The 18691-nt window shown below is 59.7% G+C and carries 18 protein-coding genes; 8 read left to right on the top strand and 10 right to left on the bottom strand.

The genetic code is table 11. The features are described from left to right. Positions 1-215 precede the first annotated feature (215 nt). Both ACIPZE_RS03615 and ACIPZE_RS03610 read right to left on the bottom strand, forming a co-directional pair. Complete coding sequence (locus ACIPZE_RS03615) at positions 216-842, bottom strand: TetR/AcrR family transcriptional regulator (protein ID WP_283438423.1); 627 nt, start codon at positions 840-842, stop codon at positions 216-218. Between the two features lie 300 nt (positions 843-1142). Further along, positions 1143-2519, bottom strand: coding sequence for a glutamine synthetase family protein (locus ACIPZE_RS03610; protein ID WP_400771437.1), 1377 nt, complete (start codon positions 2517-2519; stop codon positions 1143-1145). Positions 2520-2801: 282 nt separating this feature from the next. Between ACIPZE_RS03610 and ACIPZE_RS03605 the strand changes: the two genes are divergently transcribed. The 5 genes from ACIPZE_RS03605 (at position 2802) to ACIPZE_RS03585 (ending at position 8138) form a co-directional block, all read left to right on the top strand. Then, positions 2802-3563 (top strand): gamma-glutamyl-gamma-aminobutyrate hydrolase family protein, encoded by a 762-nt coding sequence (locus ACIPZE_RS03605; RefSeq protein WP_400771435.1) that lies wholly within the window; start codon positions 2802-2804, stop codon positions 3561-3563. A gap of 346 nt (positions 3564-3909) precedes the next feature. Further along, positions 3910-5052 (top strand): ABC transporter ATP-binding protein, encoded by a 1143-nt coding sequence (locus tag ACIPZE_RS03600; protein ID WP_400771432.1) that lies wholly within the window; start codon positions 3910-3912, stop codon positions 5050-5052. Between the two features lie 29 nt (positions 5053-5081). Beyond that, on the top strand, positions 5082-5963 hold the full coding sequence (locus tag ACIPZE_RS03595) for an ABC transporter permease subunit (protein WP_372238478.1): 882 nt from the start codon (positions 5082-5084) through the stop codon (positions 5961-5963). Further along, positions 5960-6832: an ABC transporter permease subunit gene (locus tag ACIPZE_RS03590; RefSeq protein WP_400771429.1), complete on the top strand. Its 873-nt coding sequence runs from the start codon at positions 5960-5962 to the stop codon at positions 6830-6832. Before ACIPZE_RS03595 ends, ACIPZE_RS03590 begins: the two co-directional genes overlap by 4 nt. A 208-nt stretch (positions 6833-7040) precedes the next feature. After that, on the top strand, positions 7041-8138 hold the full coding sequence (locus ACIPZE_RS03585; RefSeq protein WP_129392258.1) for a polyamine ABC transporter substrate-binding protein: 1098 nt from the start codon (positions 7041-7043) through the stop codon (positions 8136-8138). Between the two features lie 249 nt (positions 8139-8387). Here ACIPZE_RS03585 and thpR read toward each other — a convergent pair whose 3' ends face one another. Beyond that, on the bottom strand, positions 8388-8909 hold the full coding sequence (thpR, locus tag ACIPZE_RS03580) for an RNA 2',3'-cyclic phosphodiesterase (RefSeq protein WP_400771426.1): 522 nt from the start codon (positions 8907-8909) through the stop codon (positions 8388-8390). Positions 8910-9015: 106 nt separating this feature from the next. Between thpR and ACIPZE_RS03575 the strand changes: the two genes are divergently transcribed. Next, the gene (locus ACIPZE_RS03575; protein WP_129392252.1) at positions 9016-9210 is read left to right on the top strand and encodes a hypothetical protein; all 195 of its coding nucleotides are present in this window, start codon (positions 9016-9018) and stop codon (positions 9208-9210) included. A gap of 106 nt (positions 9211-9316) precedes the next feature. Here ACIPZE_RS03575 and ACIPZE_RS03570 read toward each other — a convergent pair whose 3' ends face one another. Next, positions 9317-9670 (bottom strand): DUF1428 domain-containing protein, encoded by a 354-nt coding sequence (locus ACIPZE_RS03570; RefSeq protein ID WP_283436919.1) that lies wholly within the window; start codon positions 9668-9670, stop codon positions 9317-9319. A 2-nt stretch (positions 9671-9672) separates the two neighbouring features. Continuing rightward, positions 9673-10755 (bottom strand): hypothetical protein, encoded by a 1083-nt coding sequence (locus tag ACIPZE_RS03565; RefSeq protein WP_400771422.1) that lies wholly within the window; start codon positions 10753-10755, stop codon positions 9673-9675. Positions 10756-11042: 287 nt separating this feature from the next. Here ACIPZE_RS03565 and ACIPZE_RS03560 point away from each other — a divergent pair, with 287 nt between their 5' ends. Further along, on the top strand, positions 11043-11318 hold the full coding sequence (locus tag ACIPZE_RS03560; RefSeq protein ID WP_400771419.1) for a hypothetical protein: 276 nt from the start codon (positions 11043-11045) through the stop codon (positions 11316-11318). Between the two features lie 55 nt (positions 11319-11373). On the opposite strand, the gene ACIPZE_RS03555 is transcribed toward ACIPZE_RS03560, so the two are convergent. Beyond that, complete coding sequence (locus ACIPZE_RS03555) at positions 11374-11580, bottom strand: hypothetical protein (RefSeq protein ID WP_129392239.1); 207 nt, start codon at positions 11578-11580, stop codon at positions 11374-11376. 347 nt (positions 11581-11927) lie between these two features. Between ACIPZE_RS03555 and ACIPZE_RS03550 the strand changes: the two genes are divergently transcribed. After that, positions 11928-13253 carry an OprD family porin gene (locus tag ACIPZE_RS03550; RefSeq protein ID WP_400771416.1) on the top strand — a complete coding sequence of 442 codons (1326 nt, stop codon included), beginning with the start codon at positions 11928-11930 and terminating at the stop codon, positions 13251-13253. Between the two features lie 213 nt (positions 13254-13466). Here the strand turns inward: ACIPZE_RS03550 and ACIPZE_RS03545 are convergent, their stop codons facing one another. From ACIPZE_RS03545 to ACIPZE_RS03530, 4 genes are all read right to left on the bottom strand, one after another. Beyond that, positions 13467-13799: a DUF2790 domain-containing protein gene (locus ACIPZE_RS03545; RefSeq protein ID WP_400771413.1), complete on the bottom strand. Its 333-nt coding sequence runs from the start codon at positions 13797-13799 to the stop codon at positions 13467-13469. Positions 13800-13877: 78 nt separating this feature from the next. Beyond that, positions 13878-14081 (bottom strand): co-regulatory protein PtrA N-terminal domain-containing protein, encoded by a 204-nt coding sequence (locus ACIPZE_RS03540; RefSeq protein ID WP_400771410.1) that lies wholly within the window; start codon positions 14079-14081, stop codon positions 13878-13880. A gap of 201 nt (positions 14082-14282) precedes the next feature. Next, positions 14283-17432 (bottom strand): CusA/CzcA family heavy metal efflux RND transporter, encoded by a 3150-nt coding sequence (locus ACIPZE_RS03535; RefSeq protein WP_400771407.1) that lies wholly within the window; start codon positions 17430-17432, stop codon positions 14283-14285. Between the two features lie 27 nt (positions 17433-17459). Further along, positions 17460-18653: an efflux RND transporter periplasmic adaptor subunit gene (locus tag ACIPZE_RS03530; RefSeq protein WP_400771404.1), complete on the bottom strand. Its 1194-nt coding sequence runs from the start codon at positions 18651-18653 to the stop codon at positions 17460-17462. Positions 18654-18691 lie beyond the last annotated feature (38 nt).

The raw sequence follows: 18691 nt of genomic DNA, 5'->3' as shown, positions 1-18691 counted from the left end.
TGAGTAAAAAACAACCCCGGAGGGCGTGAGCCCTTCGGGGTTTTTGTGTCTTGAAGAGCAAAAGATCGCAGCCTTCGGCAGCTCCTACAGGGGATTGCGTTCCAATGTGATCGTTCCCACGCTCCGCGTGGGAATGCCTCTAGGGACGCTCCGCGTCCAGTGACGCGGAGCGTCACGGGCTGCATTCCCACGCAGAGCGTGGGAACGATCATGTCTCAGCGTTTAGGCAGATACGGCGGCAGATACAGGCCGATATAGGCATCAAACACGCGCATCCCTTCCTCCGCCATGCGCGGTGTGATCTGCCCGTGCTGCTGCACCGAACGCGCGTAAACCCGGTCACCCAACTCCATTGCCAAGGCAAACACATCGACATCCTCCGGCAGCCTCGGCAACTCGAAGTGATGATCGAACAGCTTGTGCATCAGGTCACCCAGCTCAAGGTCGTGCTGGCGGTCAGCCTGCGTCACTTCGGTCAGACCATGTTGCGCGAGGATCAACTGGCGAGCAGCGGCATCTTCGCCGTAGATCTCCAGCATGCGTTGCTCGACCAGCCGTGACAGATCACGCCAGTCGCGCAAGGCATCGTGATCGATCGGCGCTTGCAGGCAGGCACGGAATGCGGCGTGCACATCCGCCGTCAGCGCTTCGAGCAACGCCGGCACACTGGCGAAGAAGTGATACACGGAGGAGGGTGGAATCTGCGCGCGCTCGGCGACGCTGTAGATCGACAGACTCGCCACGCCCTCGGCGGCCAGCAGCGTGCGTGCGGCATCGAGTATCGAATCGATCCGTGCCTGGCTGCGGGCACGGGGTTTGCGAACGGGGGCGGGTCGCGTCATGGAAGTCTCCTGCGGGGCAGCGGGCATTGTACGAGCCGTGTTCCGTGTTGTCTGCCAGTACCCTGTGGCGAGGGGATTCAGCGAAACGTCGCACCGCCCCGTTCGGCTGCGCAGCAGTCGTAAACCCTGAGAACTGGTTATTCCTGACACACCGAGTGGGATGGTTTTGGGGCTGCTTCGCAACCGAACGGGGCGGTGCGACGTTTCGCTGAATCCCCTCGCCACAGGTTTTGTGTTTGGCCATAAAAAAACGCCATGGGCTGAATCAGCCGACGGCGTTCTGTTTGGCGCTACAACCGCTTACACGGTATGCAGATACCAGTTGTACTCAAGGTCGGAGATGGAGTGTTCGAACTCCTCCAGCTCGCTTTCCTTGCAGGCGACGAAGATATCGATGTACTTCGGATCGATGTACTTGGCCATCACCTCGCTGTCGTCCAGCTCGCGCAGGGCATCGCGCAAGTTGTTCGGCAGACTTTGCTCGTTCTGCTCGTAGCTGTTGCCTTCGACTGGCGCGCCCGGTTCGATCTTGTTGGTCAGACCGTGGTGCACGCCGGCCAATACCGAAGCCATCAGCAGGTACGGGTTGGCGTCGGCACCGGCCACGCGGTGTTCGATACGTACGGCATCGGACGAGCCGGTCGGTACGCGAATCGCCACGGTGCGGTTGTCGAGGCCCCAGCACGGCGAGTTCGGCACGTAGAACTGTGCGCCGAAACGACGGTAGGAGTTGACGTTCGGGCAGAGGAAAGCCATCTGCGCGGGCAGGGTCTCGAGCACACCGCCGATCGCGTGACGCAGCGCGGCGTTCTGCTCGGGATCCTCGCTGGCAAAAATGTTTTTGCCTTCTTTATCCAGAATCGAGATGTGTACGTGCAGACCATTACCTGCCTGGCCCGGATAAGGCTTGGCCATGAAGGTGGTGTCCATTTCATGGTCGTAGGCGATGTTCTTGATCAGACGCTTGAGCAGTACTGCGTAGTCGCACGCCTTGATCGGGTCGGACACGTGATGCAGGTTGACTTCGAACTGCGCCGGGGCGCTTTCCTTGACGATCGCGTCAGCGGGGATGCCCTGCTCTTTCGCGCCTTCGAGGATGTCTTGGAGGCAATCGACGTATTCGTCGAGGTCGTCGATCAGGTACACCTGAGTCGATACCGGACGCTTGCCGGACACCGGCGAACGCGGCGATTGCGGACGACCGTTCACGTTGTCCTGGTCGATCAGATAGAACTCGAGTTCAAACGCGGCGCAGATAGTCAGGCCGAGGTCATCGAATTTGCGCACGACGTTGGCCAGCACTTCACGCGGGTCAGCGAAGAACGGCTGGCCTTCGATCTCGTGCATGGTCATCAGAAGTTGTGCGGTTGGGCGCTTCTGCCACGGCTCGATGCTCAGAGTGCCGGGGATCGGATAGCAAATACGGTCAGCGTCGCCGATGTCCAGACCCAGGCCGGTGCTTTCCACCGTGGAACCATTGATATCGAGCGCGAAAAGCGAGGCCGGCAGGTTGATGCCTTTTTCGTAAACCTTATGAAGACTGGTGCGTTCGATGCGCTTGCCGCGCACCACACCGTTCATATCCGCAATCAGAAGGTCGACGTACAAAACCTCAGGATATTTCTTAAGGAATGCGTTTGCTTCGTTGAGTTGAACGGTACGCAGAGGGACCGACATGATGCACCTATTTAGCTGTTAATTATTATGTTCACTACTGTTTCGCCGAGCCAGTCAACCCGAACGGCAAAGTGAAGTCAATAGCGAACAGATGGCCGCTCAGGGTTTATTTTTCGGGCTTTTTTTAACACTTGCGTGCCAATACAGGCGCCAGAGCCCCGAGAATCATGAAGATATGATGAACGGCGTTTAGAATTTTTTACATGGCAGTTGTTAATTAAAATCAACGAGGCTAAGCTCCGGAAAAGCTCGTTCAAGTGTCAAACTTCGAGGTGAATAAAAATGGCATTCAAGCCATTGATCGGCGTTACTGCGTGCGTCAAACAGATCGGCCTGCACCCCTATCACATCAGCGGCGACAAGTACTTACGTGCTGTCAGCGTTGGCGCCAACGGGCTGCCAGTGGTCATTCCTTCCCTTGGCAACCTGACTGAAATCGAAGACCTGCTCGGTCAACTCGACGGTCTGCTGCTGACCGGCTCGCCCTCGAACGTGGAACCCTTCCACTATCAAGGCCCGGCCAGCGCACCCGGCACGGATCACGATCCGGCGCGGGATGCCACCACCCTTCCTTTATTGCGTGCAGCCATTGCGGCGGGCGTTCCGGTGCTCGGCATTTGCCGTGGTTTCCAGGAAATGAACGTGGCGTTCGGCGGCAGCCTGCATCAGAAGGTGCATGAACTGCCGGGCATGCTCGATCACCGTGAAGCCGACAGCCCGGACGTGGCCGTGCAATACGCACCGGCCCATGCGGTGACCGTGCTCGCTGGCGGTGTGTTCGAAGCGCTGGGGTTGCCGGGCGAGTTCCAGGTCAACTCGATTCACAGCCAGGGCATCGACCGCCTCGCGCCCGGCCTGCGTGCCGAAGCGGTGGCGCCGGACGGATTGATCGAGGCGGTCTCGGTCGAGCACAGCCCGACCTTCGCCCTCGGCGTGCAATGGCACCCGGAATGGCAAGTGCTCGACAACCCGAATTACCTGAAGATTTTCCAGGCGTTCGGTGCGGCTTGCCGACAACGGGCGGCGCGGCGCAACCAGCGCTGACATCAGCCAGCAATACATAACGATTTACTGCCCCCATGAATGTCGGGTGTGCCTTTGCGCATCCGTCATCCGTGAAAGACAACACCCGTAATAACAACAAGTACGACCCAGGCAGCCAGGACGGCGGCGCCGACCAAGTCAGGGCAACCCACTGAAAATGTGGCCCCTGTAGGAGCTGCCGAAGGCTGCGATCTGTTGATGTTGTTTGTAAAAAACAAGATCAACAGATCGCAGCCTTCGGCAGCTCCTACAAGGCCATGTGTGAGGGGGATGGTTGTTCCTGGCTTGCAATCCACTTAAGCCCGGCCACATTGGCCAGGCGACTGAAACATGTTGGGAGTTTCACATGGCAAACGCCTCCAGCACTTACAGGAAGGCTCTTGAGGGTCATCAGCAACCGAAAAAGGTTCTGGTGAAAGTCGATCGCGTCACCAAGAAGTTCGACGAAACCACCGCAGTGGATGACGTGTCCCTGGAGATTCATCAGGGTGAAATCTTTGCCCTGCTCGGTGGCTCCGGTTCGGGCAAATCGACCTTGCTGCGCATGCTCGCCGGTTTCGAGCGCCCGACTGAAGGGCGGATTCTGCTCGACGGCGTGGACATCACTGACATGCCGCCGTACGAGCGGCCGATCAACATGATGTTCCAGTCCTACGCGCTGTTCCCACACATGACCGTTGCGCAGAACATCGCCTTCGGTCTCAAGCAGGACCGTTTGCCGGCCAGCGAAATCGACGCCCGTGTCGATGAAATGCTGCGCCTGGTGCACATGACCCAATACGCCAAACGCAAGCCGCATCAACTGTCCGGCGGTCAGCGTCAGCGCGTCGCCCTCGCCCGTTCGCTGGCCAAGCGTCCGAAGCTGTTGCTGCTCGACGAGCCGATGGGTGCGCTGGATAAAAAGCTGCGTTCGCAGATGCAACTGGAGCTGGTGCAGATCATCGAGCGCGTCGGCGTGACCTGCGTGATGGTGACCCACGACCAGGAAGAGGCCATGACCATGGCCGAGCGCATCGCGATCATGCACCTCGGCTGGATCGCGCAGATCGGCAGCCCGATCGACATCTATGAAGCCCCGGTGAGCCGCATGGTCTGCGAGTTCATCGGCAACGTGAACGCCTTCGACGGCACCGTGGTGGAAGACCTTGAAGGTCACGCGATCATCCACAGCCCGGACCTGCAGCAAAAGATTTACGTCGGTCATGGCGTCAGCACCTCGGTGCAGGACAAGTCGGTCACCTACGCGATCCGTCCGGAAAAAATGCTCGTCAGCACCACCCAGCCGGAGTTCCGCTACAACTGGTCCGAAGGCAAGGTGCATGACATCGCCTACCTCGGCGGCCACTCGGTGTTCTACGTCGAATTGCCCGGCGGCAAGATCGTCCAGTCGTTCATGGCCAACGCCGAACGCCGTGGCGCGCGTCCGACCTGGGACGACAAGGTCTACGTGTGGTGGGAAGACGACAGCGGCGTGGTACTGCGCTCATGAAAACCTTCAATCAGCAATTCCTGCGCCTGGTGCCCAGCGGACGAAAACTGGTTATCGGCATCCCGTTCATCTGGCTGTTCCTGTTCTTCATGCTGCCGTTCTTCCTGGTGATGAAGATCAGCTTCTCGGAAGCCGCGTTGTCGATCCCGCCGTACTCGGAGATCTACACCTACGCCGAACAGAAATTCCAGCTGATGCTGAACATCGGCAACTACACCATGCTCGGCGAAGACGAGTTGTACCTGTCGGCCTACCTCGGTTCGCTGAAGGTCGCGGCGCTGAGCACGCTGATGTGCCTGGTGATCGGTTTCCCGATGGCCTACGCAATCACCAAGACTGGCAAGGAAACGCAAAACGTCCTGCTGCTGCTGATCATGATGCCGACCTGGACCGCAATCCTGATCCGCGTTTACGCGTGGATGGGCATCCTCAGCAACAACGGTCTGCTCAACGCGTTTCTGATGTGGACGGGGCTGACCGATCACCCGATCGAGATCCTCAACACCAACACGGCCGTCTACATAGGTGTGGTTTACGCCTACCTGCCGTTCATGGTGTTGCCGCTCTACGCCAACCTCGTCAAGCACGACGGCAGCCTGCTCGAAGCCGCGTCGGATCTGGGTTCGAGCAACTTCAACAACTTCTGGAAAATCACTGTGCCGCTGGCCAAGAACGGCATCATTGCCGGGTGCATGCTGGTGTTCATTCCGGTGGTCGGTGAGTTCGTGATTCCGGAATTGTTGGGTGGCCCGGAGACGCTGATGATCGGTCGCGTGCTGTGGCAAGAGTTCTTCAATAACCGCGACTGGCCGGTGGCGTCTGCGCTGGCGGTGGTGATGCTGTTGATCCTGATTGTGCCGATTCTGCTGTTCAACCGCAGCCAGGCCAAAGAGATGGAGGCACGAGGATGAAACGCTTCGGTTTTTCCAAGTTCATGTTGATCTTCGGCTTGATGTTCATTTATCTGCCGATGCTGATTCTGGTGATCTACTCGTTCAACGCATCCAAACTGGTGACAGTCTGGGGCGGCTGGTCGGTGAAGTGGTACGTCGGCCTGCTCGACAATACGCAACTGATGGGCTCGGTGGTGCGCTCGCTGGAAATCGCCTGCTATACCGCCGTTGCCGCCGTAGCGCTGGGCACCCTCGCCGCCTTCGTCCTGACTCGCGTGACGCGCTTCAAGGGTCGTACGCTGTTTGGTGGCCTGGTGACCGCGCCGTTGGTGATGCCTGAAGTGATCACCGGTCTGTCGCTGTTGCTGCTGTTCGTGGCCATGGCGCAGTTGATCGGCTGGCCGCAGGAGCGTGGCATCGTCACGATCTGGATCGCCCACACCACGTTTTGTGCAGCCTATGTGGCGGTGGTAGTCTCCGCCCGCCTGCGCGAGCTGGATCTGTCGATCGAAGAAGCGGCGATGGATCTCGGTGCGAAGCCGTTCAAGGTGTTTTTCCTGATCACCATTCCAATGATCGCGCCATCTTTGGCAGCGGGCGGGATGATGTCGTTCGCCTTGTCGCTGGATGATCTGGTGTTGGCGAGCTTCGTTTCCGGTCCGGGTTCGACGACGTTGCCGATGGAGGTGTTCTCGGCGGTGCGTCTGGGCGTGAAGCCTGAGATCAACGCGGTGGCGAGCCTGATTCTGCTGGCGGTTTCCTTGGTGACCTTCCTGGTCTGGTACTTCGGCCGCAAGGCAGAGGCCAACCGCAAGCGGGCAATTCAGGAAGCGATGGATCAGACGGCGAACGAGTCGTGGCAGCAACCGGCAACGGCGACTGCCTAAGCAACACTGATGAACAACTGTGGCGAGGGGATTTATCCCCGTTCGGCTGCGCAGCAGTCGTAAAACCTGAATACACAGTTTTCAGGTTGAACTGCAAGGGGCTGCTTCGCAGCCCAACGGGGATAAATCCCCTCGCCACAAGGTTATGTGTACAGCTGGTTTGTGCTTTTGATTAAAGTTTTTGAATAAGAAGAATGGAGTTGTACCGATGAAAATGTTTGGCAGGACTCTGCTGACACTGTCCTTAATGGGCGCAATGGTCATGGGCGCCCAGGCCAACGACAAGGTGCTGCGTGTTTACAACTGGTCCGATTACATCGCGCCGGACACCGTCAAGAAGTTCGAAGACGAGACCGGCATCCGTGTGACCTACGACGTCTTCGACAGCAACGAGACCCTTGAGGCACGTTTGCTGGCGGGCAAATCCGGTTACGACCTGGTCGTGCCGTCGAACAGTTTCCTGGCCAAGCAGATCAAGGCCGGTGTCTATCAGACGCTGGACAAATCGAAGCTGCCGAACTGGAAGAATCTCAACCCGGTGCTGCTGAAAAACGCCGCTGCCAGTGATCCGGACAACGCCCACGCGTTCCCGTACATGTGGGGCTCGATCGGCATCGGTTTCAACCCGGCCAAGGTCAAGGAAGTGCTCGGCGCCAATGCTCCGACCAATTCCTGGGACTTGCTGTTCAAACCGGAAAACGCTGAAAAGCTCAAAGCCTGTGGTATCAGTTTCCTCGACTCGCCGACCGAAATGATCCCGGCCGCCCTGCACTACCTGGGCTACCCGGTGAACGACCAGGACACCGCGCACATCAAGGAAGCCGAGGCGCTGTTCATGAAAATCCGCCCGAACGTGGCGTATTTCCATTCCTCGAAATACATCTCCGATCTGGCCAACGGCAACATCTGCGTGGCGGTCGGTTACTCCGGTGACGTGTTGCAGGCCAAGGCCCGCGCGGTGGAATCGGGCAACAACGTGGTGATCGACTACAGCATTCCCAAGGAAGGCGCCGGCAGCTTCTACGACATGGTCGCCATCCCGCGCGATGCAGCGAACGTCGAGAACGCCTACCTGTTCATGGACTTCCTGATGCGTCCGGACATCATCGCCGAGATCACCAACAGCAACGGTTACAGCAACGCCAACTCGGCGGCCACGCCACTGGTGGATGAAGCGATCCGTAACGACCCGGGCTCATACCCGTCGCAAGCGGTGATGGCGACGTTGTATGCGGTGCCGGATCAGCCGATCGCCACACAGCGAATCATGACCCGTGGCTGGACCCGGGTGAAACTCGGCAAATGAGCCGATGATCGTTCCCACGCTCCGCCTGGGAATGCAGTCCGGGACGATCTGCGTCCCAAAGCGTGACGCGGAGCGTCACAAGAGGCATTCCCACGCAGAGCGTGGGAACGATCAGTGTAAATTTCAGAATTAGTGTTTTCCCGTTCACGCAGCGCTTTACCACCGCTGCACCCTGCTATGAACGGCCTCACCTGGCTCCCTCGGCTCGGGTGAATTCTCAGGCGCCCTCGGGCGCCTTTTTTTGTCGCTTCAAATCAGCGGCCAATCCTGCAGAACCCGGTAGCGGCCCTTGTGCGATTCGAACAGGGCAAAGCGTTCGGCGCGCAGGAAAAACTCGGGCAGCGTCGCGGATTCCGGCTCCGGCGCGCGGTAGTCCCGGGCCAAGGTCAGGTGCGGGCGAAACTCGTGGGAGGTCTCCTCGAAACCGAACGGCAACATCGCCTGTTCCAGCGCGTAGACCAAGCGCAACAACGCCTGCGGCGCCTGTTCAGGCGCCAACGACAAGACCCCGGCACGATGCCAGACCTGCAAGCGATCCAGCAGAATTTTCAGCGGCTCCCCCGGTTTGCGCACTTTTCCAGCAGCCTCGCAAACCTCATTGATCTGCGCCAACGGCACAGCACCGAGGAACAGCAACGTCAGATGAAAATTGTCAGCCGGCACCGGCTTTCCGGTGCGCAAACCCAACTCCCCGCGCCACTGGGCGATTGCCTTGCGCTGCACCGTCGGGCAATCGAGGGCGAAAAACAGTCGTTTCGCTTCATCGGTCATGGCCCTGCCCCCTGTTTATCGTAATCGGGCGGATTCTACACAGCCTGATCAGACGACTCGTGTCAGGAAGCTATAGTTCAAGGATTGCCATCAATCGGAGGCCGCCATGCGCGAGATCCTCAGCAAAGAGCCGTGGTGGGCACGACCGCCGCATCCCGGGCAGGACGAACATGAGCTGGAATGGGGCTGGCTGGTGCATTACAGCGAGGGCGAGCCACGCTTCGAATTCGTCCGCGAACGGCCGACAGACGAACAGATCCGCAACCGCAAAGGCTGCCGAATCACCCCCTCCTCCGAATGACGCCTCTGTAGGAGCTGCCGAAGGCTGCGGTCTTTTGAGGTTGATTGAAAAAACAAGATCAAAAGATCGCAGCCTTCGGCAGCTCCTACAGGGAGGTGTGCGTGGTTCAGGGTTCCAAGAGGTATTGAAAGCCGCCGTAGATCATCCGCTGGCCGTCGAACGGCATCGGGTTGACGTCCGGTTTCATCCGTGGGTCTTCCATCATTTTTGCCATGCCGGCATCGCGGGTGGCTTTGTCGGGCCAGATCAGCCAGCCCGAGACCACGGTTTCGCCGTCCTTGAGTTTCACCGCCATTGGAAACGACGTGAGCTTGCCGTCAGGCACGTCATCGCCCCAGCATTCGGCGACGCTCAGAGCGCCGTACTCCTTGAACAGTTTCGCCGCGATGACGCAGTGTTGTTTGTACTGTTCACGATTGGCAGTCGGCACCGGCGCCACAAAAATATCGATGTAAGCCATGATCATTCTCCTTGTAGTTTGGGTTCGATCTGCTGAGTAGTCGATTGCGGCGGACGCCATTCGACACCCTCCACACCCAAGCCGACCGACGGTGCTTCGCTGCCGGCCAGATTGCGCTCGACCTGCCCGGCCATGTGCAGCGCGCCGGCCATGACCCCGGTGGTCGGGTTCTGCACCAGTTTTAGCCAGGCCTTGTCGAAAGTGCCGCCGAGGCTGCTGCGGATCAGCGCTTCGCTGTCGGGACGGTCATTGGCCTGGATGATCGCGCGGATGCCCGCCACCCCCACCGAAATCAGCCCACCCGCCAGTTTGCCGGCTGCCGCCGCAACGGCACTGGCAGCCCCGCGCGGGGCCATTTCGGCCTCCATCCGCTGGCTGGCACGTTTGGCCACCGGCGCCATGCCGGCGTCGGTCGAGGCGATACCCTTGGCGCCGCCGTCGGTGTGGATCTTGTCGATCAGCGCGGCATACGCCGGCAAGGTGTTCAGCGGCGCGGTGCTGATGACTTGCAACAGCGACGCGTCCCGCGCCGGCGGCGGGCCGAGGGCGATGGCCGGGATCTTCTGCAAATGCCCGTTAAGCTGCGCAAGCGGTACGCGGTGACGCTGGGCGATGAGCGGCATCTGTTTGGCCATCAGCTGCGTATAAAACTCGGTGGCCTGCCCGAGGATCGCGTCCGGATCGATCTCCACCGCCACCGGCGCCAGTACTCTTTTCTGATATTGCTCAAGCAGATACGCCGCCAGGCGCTTGGCTGAAGCATCCTGTTCGCCACCGGCATTGACGGTGTACCAACTGACCTTCATCGACAGCCATTCCTGCGTCCAGTAGCTGCTGAACCACGGGATGAAATTTTCTTCAGTTTGCTGATAGACGCGAGTGCGCCAATGTTCCATCGAGCCACGGGCGAACAGCTTGACCTGCTCGGTGGCCTGTTGCGAGGCGCTGACGATTTCCCGGTCGATCTGCTGCCAGGTCTGCGGCGAGACGAACACGGCTTGCGGCGCCGCCACCGGCGCCCGGGTCGAGGTGGCGCAGCCGGCCAGCAGGAACAGGGCGGCGACGAGCAGCGCACGCGGGTTCACGGTGAGGGCGTCCTTGAAGATCCGGGGAGACAGATTTGAGTATAGGTGTGGGTTTAAGGCCGTTTGTCCGGTTTTGCCTGGTCTGGCGCCATCGCGAGCAGGCTCACTCCTACAGAAGAATGCATTTCAAATGTAGGAGTGAGCCTGCTCGCGATGGCGCCATCAGCAACACCCGAAAACCCCAACCATCATTGCCGTCGATATTCACCATTGCCACGATTGCCTTCCGCCTGCCGCCAACCAAAGGCACGATTGCCCCATCCGAGACACAACGAGGAGTTCACAGCATGATTCACACCCACGTCACACTCTCCGTGAGTTTCCCGGTGTTCGGCAGCAACTACTACGATCAGCACGCCGTGTCGCACAAGGCTCAGGCGCTGGTGTTCAACGAAAATTTCGAAGATCTGCTGATGCCCGCGGCGAGCAACCATTTCAGCAATGAAGTGGTCGGCATCAACGATCAGTTCCGCTTTCTGAGCGACATTCTCGCCACCCATTTGCTGGACATCGAGGCCTCAGTGCCTGCGCGATCCAGCGTCCAGGCGGGCGCTCATTTTTAATCGAGAGGCAATGACAGAGGGCGTTCCTAAGCAGGAACGCCCTCTTTCTGCTTAATCAGTCATCGTCGCGATCGCGATAGTAACGTCGGCCATCGCGGCGGTCGTCATCGCGGTCATCCCAACGACGGTCGTGATCGTAATTGCGCCCGTGATCGCGGTCGTAATGCCGGCCATGGCGGTGGTCATCATCAAAATCCGCGACACAGCCACCGAGCAATACGGCGGCGGTCACAGTCAGCAGCATCGTTGTTGCGCGCTTCATTCAACACATCCCTAAAACCAAGGTCTTGACGACGAAATCGGCCACGCTGCCCTCGTCCTCGCTTTCGCGACGCGGTGCGCGCAGCCGCCCATACGACCGGGTAAAAGCGTGTTGATTCCGTGGCCACTATCGACCGTTTGTCGCCCTGCTCGTTCGCCAGATTTGCTGGCTGACGAATCGAAATCCACCCACCTGCACATGACGAAATTGTAATTCCCCCATCACCTTGGCGTTATCCGCAGCTTGCAACGATGTCACCCGGCGACCCTGCCGGCGCGCCTTTTGCGCCGAACAATAAAAACCACGCCGAAGCCCGTTCGCGTTCTGCCGAACCTCAGGAGTGATTGATGGTTAACAATTCAAAAATATCGATAGCCGCGTTAGCGGTGGTGGTTGGCTCCGGGCCGTCCGTGGTGATGGCGGAGGACAAGCCGCAAGGCTTTATCGAAGGCAGCAGCCTGACGCTGCTCAACCGCAACTTGTACTTCAACCGGGATCATCGCAACGGCCAATCCAGCCCGACCGGCAATGGCTACTCCGAAGCCTGGGCGCAAGCGCTGATCGGCAAGTTCGAATCCGGCTTCACCCAAGGCACCGTCGGAGTGGGTGTTGATGCTTTCGCGATGATCGGTCTGAAACTCGACACCGGCGATGGGCGCAACGGTGGCCGCAGCTCGTTTGACGTGTTGCCGGTCAACAGCGACGGCGAGGCGCGGGACGAGTACACCAAGGTCGGTGGCGCGGCGAAAGTGCGCGCGTTTGATACGGTGCTCAGGGTCGGCGATGTCTTCCCCGCGAACCCGGTGGTCGCGGCGGGTGACTCGCGATTGTTGCCGGAAAGTTTTCGTGGCGTGACGGCGACCAACACCAGCATCGAGGGTCTGTCGGTACAGGGCGGGCGACTGCATGCGATGAGCCAACCGGTGTCCAGCGACATGCGCGAGAACTTCGCGACGTTCTACGCCGGGCCGGTCAATTCGCCGTGGATCGCTTATGGCGGCGGTGATTATGCGCTGAACAAGAACCTCAGTTTCAGCCTGTATTCCAGTCGCCTGAAAGATGCGTGGAATCAGTATTACGCTGGCTCCGCGTGGACTTATTCGCTGTCCGACGAGCTGTCGCTGTTCGCCGGCCTGAATTATTACAAGGCAGTCGACGAGGGCAAACAACTGCTCGGCGAGTTCGACAACAACATCTGGAGCGGCCGCGTCGGCGTCAAGCTCGGCGCCCACTCGGTCGCCCTCTCCCACCAGCGCAACAACGGCAATGACGACTTCGACTACCTGCGCCAGTCCGACTCGATCTTCCTCGACAACTCCATCCAGTACAGCGACTTCAACTCACCGAACGAGCGCTCGTGGATGGTCCGCTACGACCTCGACATGAGCACTTACGGCGTACCCGGTTTGTCGTTCATGACCCGTTACGCACGTGGTTCGGACGCCGACTATTCCAACGCCAACGCCGTCTACATGCGCCGCGATGCCGAGGGCAATCCACTGACCGACCAGAAGCGCTGGGAGCGTGACATCGAAGTCAAATACGTGGTGCAGAGCGGCTCGATGAAAGACCTCTCGCTGCGCCTGCGTCAGGCCACGACCCGCGCCACGGCGTTTGAGTCGGACCTGGATGAAGTGCGGGTGATTATCGAATATCCGCTGGCGATTCTGTGACTGTTCGGTTCATGAAAATTCACCTTTAGAAGCTCCTTGCTCCTTTGGTAGAGGTGAATCCTTTGGCGTCCTTCGGGACGCCTTTTTTACGCCCACGAAACCCCCTGTAGGAGCTGCCGCAGGCTGCGATCTTTTGATCTGGATCTTTTAAAATCACAGTCAAAAGATCGCAGCCTGCGGCAGCTCCTGCACGGACCGCGTTCGGTGGTTGATTCAGCCGCCGTTGTTGCGGCATACGCCCATCACGTTGTATCTGAGGGTGTTGAGCTGACCCTGGGAGTCCTCGTAGGTCATGGCGGTGGGCACCACATTGCAGGCTGGCTGCGGCTTCACGACACTCACCACTTTGGCCACGTCGAGCTTCATCCCGTACGCGTACTCCGTCACCACCGGCGGCGCTTTGCCCTGCTTGGCGGCGTATTGCTCCATGGCTTTGGCGTTGGCGCTGAAGGCACGTTCGAAAGTACGGTCACCACCGCCTTCGGCCAGAACATTCAGCGACATCGCCAGAGCACCGGTGAACGCGAGCAACTTGAGCATTTTCATGTGTATTTCCTCTCCATCCAGACTTGAAAAAAGCCCGGCATCGATGCGCGATGACGGGCTTGTGCGGGTCCTACCGGCTTACAGGTCTTGGGTTTTGTCGCCTTTCTTTTCATTGATGACCACCGGGTTGGCGGCGGCTTTTTCCTTGGCGACGAACAGCTCCATGGAGCGGTCGTTGCTGGTCATCATCCGCTCGAAAGTGCGGTCGCCGCCGCCTTCGGCCAAAGCCAGGGAAGAGATCGCCAGAGCGGCTGCGAAGGCACTGATTTGGGCAAGTTTCATCTTTGATTCCTCGTTTAAGTAGCTGACGGAATCAAGGTAACAAGCCGAACCTTGCGTGACGGTGGCGTGGAAATTACATATCCGTTATGTGGGCGCAAAACCTGTAGGAGCGAGCCTGCTCGCGAAAGCGGTGGTTCCGTCACATCGTGGTTGACTGACAGATCGCCTTCGCGAGCAGGCTCGCTCCCACAGGGAGATTAACTATTGAATTGGAACGGTGTCCTCATCGCGGCGATGCGCGAGTTGATAGAGCGCAGGCAATATCAGCAACGTGAGGATCGTCGAGGACAGGATTCCGCCGATGACGACGGTTGCCAGTGGCCGCTGCACTTCGGCGCCGGTGCCGGTGGCCAGCGCCATCGGGATAAACCCCAGCGACGCCACCAGCGCCGTCATCAGCACTGGCCGCAAGCGAGTCAGCGCGCCTTCGTGAATGGCATCGGACAGTGAACGTCCCTCTTCGCGCAAATTGCGAATGAACGCAATCATCACCAGTCCGTTGAGCACCGCCACACCCGACAACGCAATAAACCCCACGCCCGCCGAAATCGACAACGGAATATCGCGCAACCACAACGCCATGACCCCGCCCGTCAGAGCAAACGGAATCCCGGTAAACACCAGCAAGCCGTCCTTGAGATTGTTGAACATCATGAACAACAAACCAAACACCAACAGCAACGCCACTGGCACCACAATCTGCAAACGCTTGGCCGCTGATTGCAGTTGCTCGAACTGCCCGCCCCAACTGGTCCAATAACCGGCCGGCACTTGCACGTCACGTTCAATAACTTGACCAGCCTCGCTGACGAACGAGCCGATATCACGCCCGCGCACGTTGGCGCTGACGATCACCAGACGCTTGCCGTTCTCGCGACTGACCTGATTCGGTCCGAGCACCAGGTCGAGGCTGGCGACGTCTTTCAGGGCGATAAAGCCGATCTGATTCGCCGAGCCATTCACCGCCGGCACCGGGATCAACAGCGCCGCCAAGCCGTCGATGTCCTTGCGCATGGCATCGGACAAACGCACGACCATGTCAAAGCGGCGATCGCCCTCGTACAACGTCCCGGCCTGCCGCCCACCCACCGCGACGGCAATGGTGTCCTGCACGTCGCCGACATTCAGCCCGTAACGCGCGGCTTTATCGCGGTCGATGTTGATGGTCAGCACCGGCAACCCAGTGGTTTGCTCGACCTTCACTTCAGAGGCGCCCTTGACCTTCTGCATCGCTGCGGCAATTTTCGCCGCCGTGGCATTGAGCACGTCCATGTCATCGCCAAACACCTTCACCGCAACATCGCTGCGCACACCGGAGATCAGTTCGTTGAAGCGCAACTGGATCGGCTGCGACAGTTCATAGTTGCTGCCCGGCAAGGTCGCGGCAGCCTTTTGCAGTTCATCCATCAGGGTTTCACGCGATTTGCCTGGATCTGGCCACTGCTCCTTGGGCTTGAGCATCACGTAGCTGTCGGAGATGTTCGGCGGCATCGGATCGGAAGCGATTTCGGCGGTGCCGGTGCGGGCGAAGACGCGCTCGACCTCCGGCACTTTCGCCAGAATCAATGTCTCCAGACGCTGCTGCATGTCCACCGATTGCGTCAGGCTGGTGCCCGGCACGCGCAGGGCTTGCAAGGCGAAATCGCCTTCACTGAGGCTCGGCACAAACTCGCTGCCCATGCGGCTGGTAAGTACGCCGCTGAGCACGATCACACCCAGCGCCGCGCCCACGGCCACCGTGCGATGACCCATCACCCAGGCCAGCGCCGGTGCATAAATGCGACGTGCGCCGCGCATCACTGCGCCCTCTTCTTCCTTGACCTTGCCGGTGACGAACAGCGCAATCGCCGCCGGTACAAAGGTCACCGACAACAGCATCGCGCCAAGCAAAGCGATGACCACGGTGAACGCCATCGGGTGGAACATTTTTCCTTCGACGCCGCTCAGGGCGAAGATCGGCAGGTACACGACCATGATGATCAACTGGCCGAAAATCAGCGGACGCCGCGCCTCTTTCGCCGCCGCGAAGACTTCCTTGAAACGCTCGGCGCGGGTCAACAACCGTCCGTGATGCTGCTGCGCATGGGCCAAGCGGCGCAGGGTGTTTTCGACGATCACCACCGCGCCGTCGACGATGATGCCGAAGTCCAGCGCACCCAAGCTCATCAGGTTGGCGCTGACCTTGTTGCTGAACATGCCGGTGAAGGTGAACAGCATCGACAGCGGAATCACCATCGCGGTAATCAACGCCGCGCGGATGTTGCCGAGGAATAAAAACAGAATCGCGATCACCAGAATCGCGCCTTCGATGAGGTTCTTTTTCACCGTGGCGATGGCTTTATCGACCAGGTGCGTGCGGTCGTACACCGGCACGGCGATCACGCCGGCGGGCAAGGATTTGTTGATCTGTTCAAGCTTGGCCGCCACCGCTTGCGAGACCGTACGGCTGTTCTCGCCGATCAGCATGAACACCGTGCCGAGCACCACCTCTCGACCATTTTCCGTGGCGGCACCGCTGCGCAACTCGCGGCCGATTTCGACGGTAGCGACGTTCTTCACGCGGATCGGTGTGCCGTCGACGTTGGCCATGACGATGTTGGCGATGTCCTCGGTGCTCGCCACTTGCCCTGGTGCGCGAATCAGTAATTGCTCGCCGCTGCGCTCGATGTAACCGGCGCCGACGTTGGCGTTGTTGCGTTCCAGCGCGGTGACCAGATCGGTCAGTGTCAGCTTGTACGCTGCCAGCCGTTTCGGATCCGGCGCGATCTGGTATTCCTTGGCAAAACCGCCGATGGTGTTGATCTCGGCCACACCCGGTACGTTGCGCAATTGCGGTTTGATGATCCAGTCCTGAATCACCCGCAGATCGGTCGGCGTGTAGGTTGTGCCGTCGTCCTTGAGCGCGCCCTCCTGAGCCTCGACCGTCCACAAGAAGATCTCGCCGAGGCCGGTGGAAATCGGCCCCATCATCGCTTCCGCGCCTTCGGGCAATTGCTCCTTGGCGATCTGCAGACGTTCGTTGACCAATTGGCGGGCGAAGAACAGATCGGTACCGTCCTTGAAGATCACCGTGACCTGCGACAGCCCCGAACGCGACAGCGAACGAGTCTGCTCCAGCGCTGGCAGGCCGGCCATCGCGGTCTCGATCGGAAAGGTAATGCGTTGCTCGGTTTCCAGTGGCGAGAACCCGGCGGCGCCGGTGTTGATTTGCACCTGGACGTTGGTGATGTCGGGGACGGCGTCGATCGGCAGTTTTTGATAACTGGCGATGCCGAGGCCGGCCATGAGCAGAACGGCGAGCAGGACGATGATGCGCTGCTCGATGGCAAACTGGATCAGGCGTTCGAACATGAGGATCTTCCGGTCGAAAGTAGCGGATCAGTGCGAGTGCTCGGCCGAGGCTTTGCCCAGTTCCGATTTGAGGACGAAGCTGCCGACGCTGGCGACTTGCACGCCCGGTTCCAGCCCCTGAGTGACTTCGACGTGGCCCGCGGCGCGACTGCCCAGCTCGACGGCCCGCGCTGCGAAGCCGTTATCGGTACGCACGAATACCGTGGGTTTGTCCTCGACGGTCTGGATCGCGGCTTCAGGCACGGCGACTTTTGCCTGGCGACTTTCAGTGGCGACCAGCGCCGTGACGAACAGGCCGGGACGCCATGAACCCTGCGGATTTTCCAGCGTGACGCGCACGGTCGCGGTGCGGGTTTGCTCACCAAGCAAACTGCCGACATAAGCCACGCTGCCGACGACTTCCGCGTTCAATTCCGCGGCGCTGACGGTGACCGCTTTGCCCACTTGCACCTTGTTCAGATCCTTCGGTGAAACACCGAACGTGACCCACACCCGCGACAAATCCGAGAGCGTGAACGCTGGCGTGGTTTCATCGACCACCTCGCCCGGCGTCAGGTGTTTTTCCACCACCACGCCGTCGAACGGTGCGCGCAACTCATAGCGATTGCCGCCGGTGGCGACGACGCTGCCGCTGAGTACGCTGATTTTTTGCCTGGCGTTGCTCACGGCAATTTCAGCTTCTTGCAATGCCTGGCGCGCCTGAAGGAAATCCTGTTCGGCAGAGATCTTGTCCTGCCACAACTTTTTCTCGCGCTCATAGGTGGTGCGCGCCAACGTCAGGCGACGTTGCGCAGCAGCCTGTTCGCTGCGCTGATCGGAGATCTGCTGACTGGCGATCACCGCCAGCAACTGCCCCTTCTTCACCGTTTGCCCGAGGTTGACCGAGACCGTCTCGACCACGCCCGGTACACGCGGCACGACATGGGCGGTGCGGTCTTCGTCGAAACGCACTTCGCCGGGGAACGGCAGGCCGAGGTCGATGCTTTGCGGCTTTGCCTCGGCCAGTTGAATACCGGCTGCGCTAATCTGTTCGATGCTCAATTCGATGTGGCCCTCCTCGCCATGTTCGCCCTCTGCAGCGGCGCCCTCCTCGGCGTGATCGGCGTGTTCGGACGCCTCGTCGGCGTGGGCGTCGATACTCGCGTTACTTGACCACTGCGAGCCGATGCCAATGCCCAGCGCCAACGTCGCCACCGCGACAATCATCAGTTTTTTATCCATGGAAACTCCTCTGCGCCGTGCCTGCGCGCAGTGATCTG

The sequence above is a fragment of the Pseudomonas sp. NPDC089741 genome, from assembly GCF_044748825.1.
GTDB classification, from domain to species: Bacteria; Pseudomonadota; Gammaproteobacteria; order Pseudomonadales; family Pseudomonadaceae; genus Aquipseudomonas; species Aquipseudomonas helmanticensis.
Note: the sequence above shows the minus strand (reverse complement) of the source record. Positions and strands in the feature narration are given on the sequence as shown.

Bases quoted from the DNA above. Each gene is read 5' to 3' on its own strand.
- ACIPZE_RS03540 (WP_400771410.1), bottom strand. From the start codon at position 14,081: ATGAAACTTGCCCAAATCAGTGCCTTCGCAGCCGCTCTGGCGATCTCT.
- ACIPZE_RS03535 (WP_400771407.1), bottom strand. From the start codon at position 17,432: ATGTTCGAACGCCTGATCCAGTTTGCCATCGAGCAGCGCATCATCGTC.
- ACIPZE_RS03615 (WP_283438423.1), bottom strand. From the start codon at position 842: ATGACGCGACCCGCCCCCGTTCGCAAACCCCGTGCCCGCAGCCAGGCA.
- ACIPZE_RS03610 (WP_400771437.1), bottom strand. From the start codon at position 2,519: ATGTCGGTCCCTCTGCGTACCGTTCAACTCAACGAAGCAAACGCATTC.
- ACIPZE_RS03560 (WP_400771419.1), top strand. From the start codon at position 11,043: ATGATTCACACCCACGTCACACTCTCCGTGAGTTTCCCGGTGTTCGGC.
- ACIPZE_RS03570 (WP_283436919.1), bottom strand. From the start codon at position 9,670: ATGGCTTACATCGATATTTTTGTGGCGCCGGTGCCGACTGCCAATCGT.
- ACIPZE_RS03605 (WP_400771435.1), top strand. From the start codon at position 2,802: ATGGCATTCAAGCCATTGATCGGCGTTACTGCGTGCGTCAAACAGATC.
- ACIPZE_RS03590 (WP_400771429.1), top strand. From the start codon at position 5,960: ATGAAACGCTTCGGTTTTTCCAAGTTCATGTTGATCTTCGGCTTGATG.
- thpR (WP_400771426.1), bottom strand. From the start codon at position 8,909: ATGACCGATGAAGCGAAACGACTGTTTTTCGCCCTCGATTGCCCGACG.
- ACIPZE_RS03550 (WP_400771416.1), top strand. From the start codon at position 11,928: ATGGTTAACAATTCAAAAATATCGATAGCCGCGTTAGCGGTGGTGGTT.
- ACIPZE_RS03555 (WP_129392239.1), bottom strand. From the start codon at position 11,580: ATGAAGCGCGCAACAACGATGCTGCTGACTGTGACCGCCGCCGTATTG.
- ACIPZE_RS03600 (WP_400771432.1), top strand. From the start codon at position 3,910: ATGGCAAACGCCTCCAGCACTTACAGGAAGGCTCTTGAGGGTCATCAG.
- ACIPZE_RS03585 (WP_129392258.1), top strand. From the start codon at position 7,041: ATGAAAATGTTTGGCAGGACTCTGCTGACACTGTCCTTAATGGGCGCA.
- ACIPZE_RS03530 (WP_400771404.1), bottom strand. From the start codon at position 18,653: ATGGATAAAAAACTGATGATTGTCGCGGTGGCGACGTTGGCGCTGGGC.
- ACIPZE_RS03575 (WP_129392252.1), top strand. From the start codon at position 9,016: ATGCGCGAGATCCTCAGCAAAGAGCCGTGGTGGGCACGACCGCCGCAT.
- ACIPZE_RS03545 (WP_400771413.1), bottom strand. From the start codon at position 13,799: ATGAAAATGCTCAAGTTGCTCGCGTTCACCGGTGCTCTGGCGATGTCG.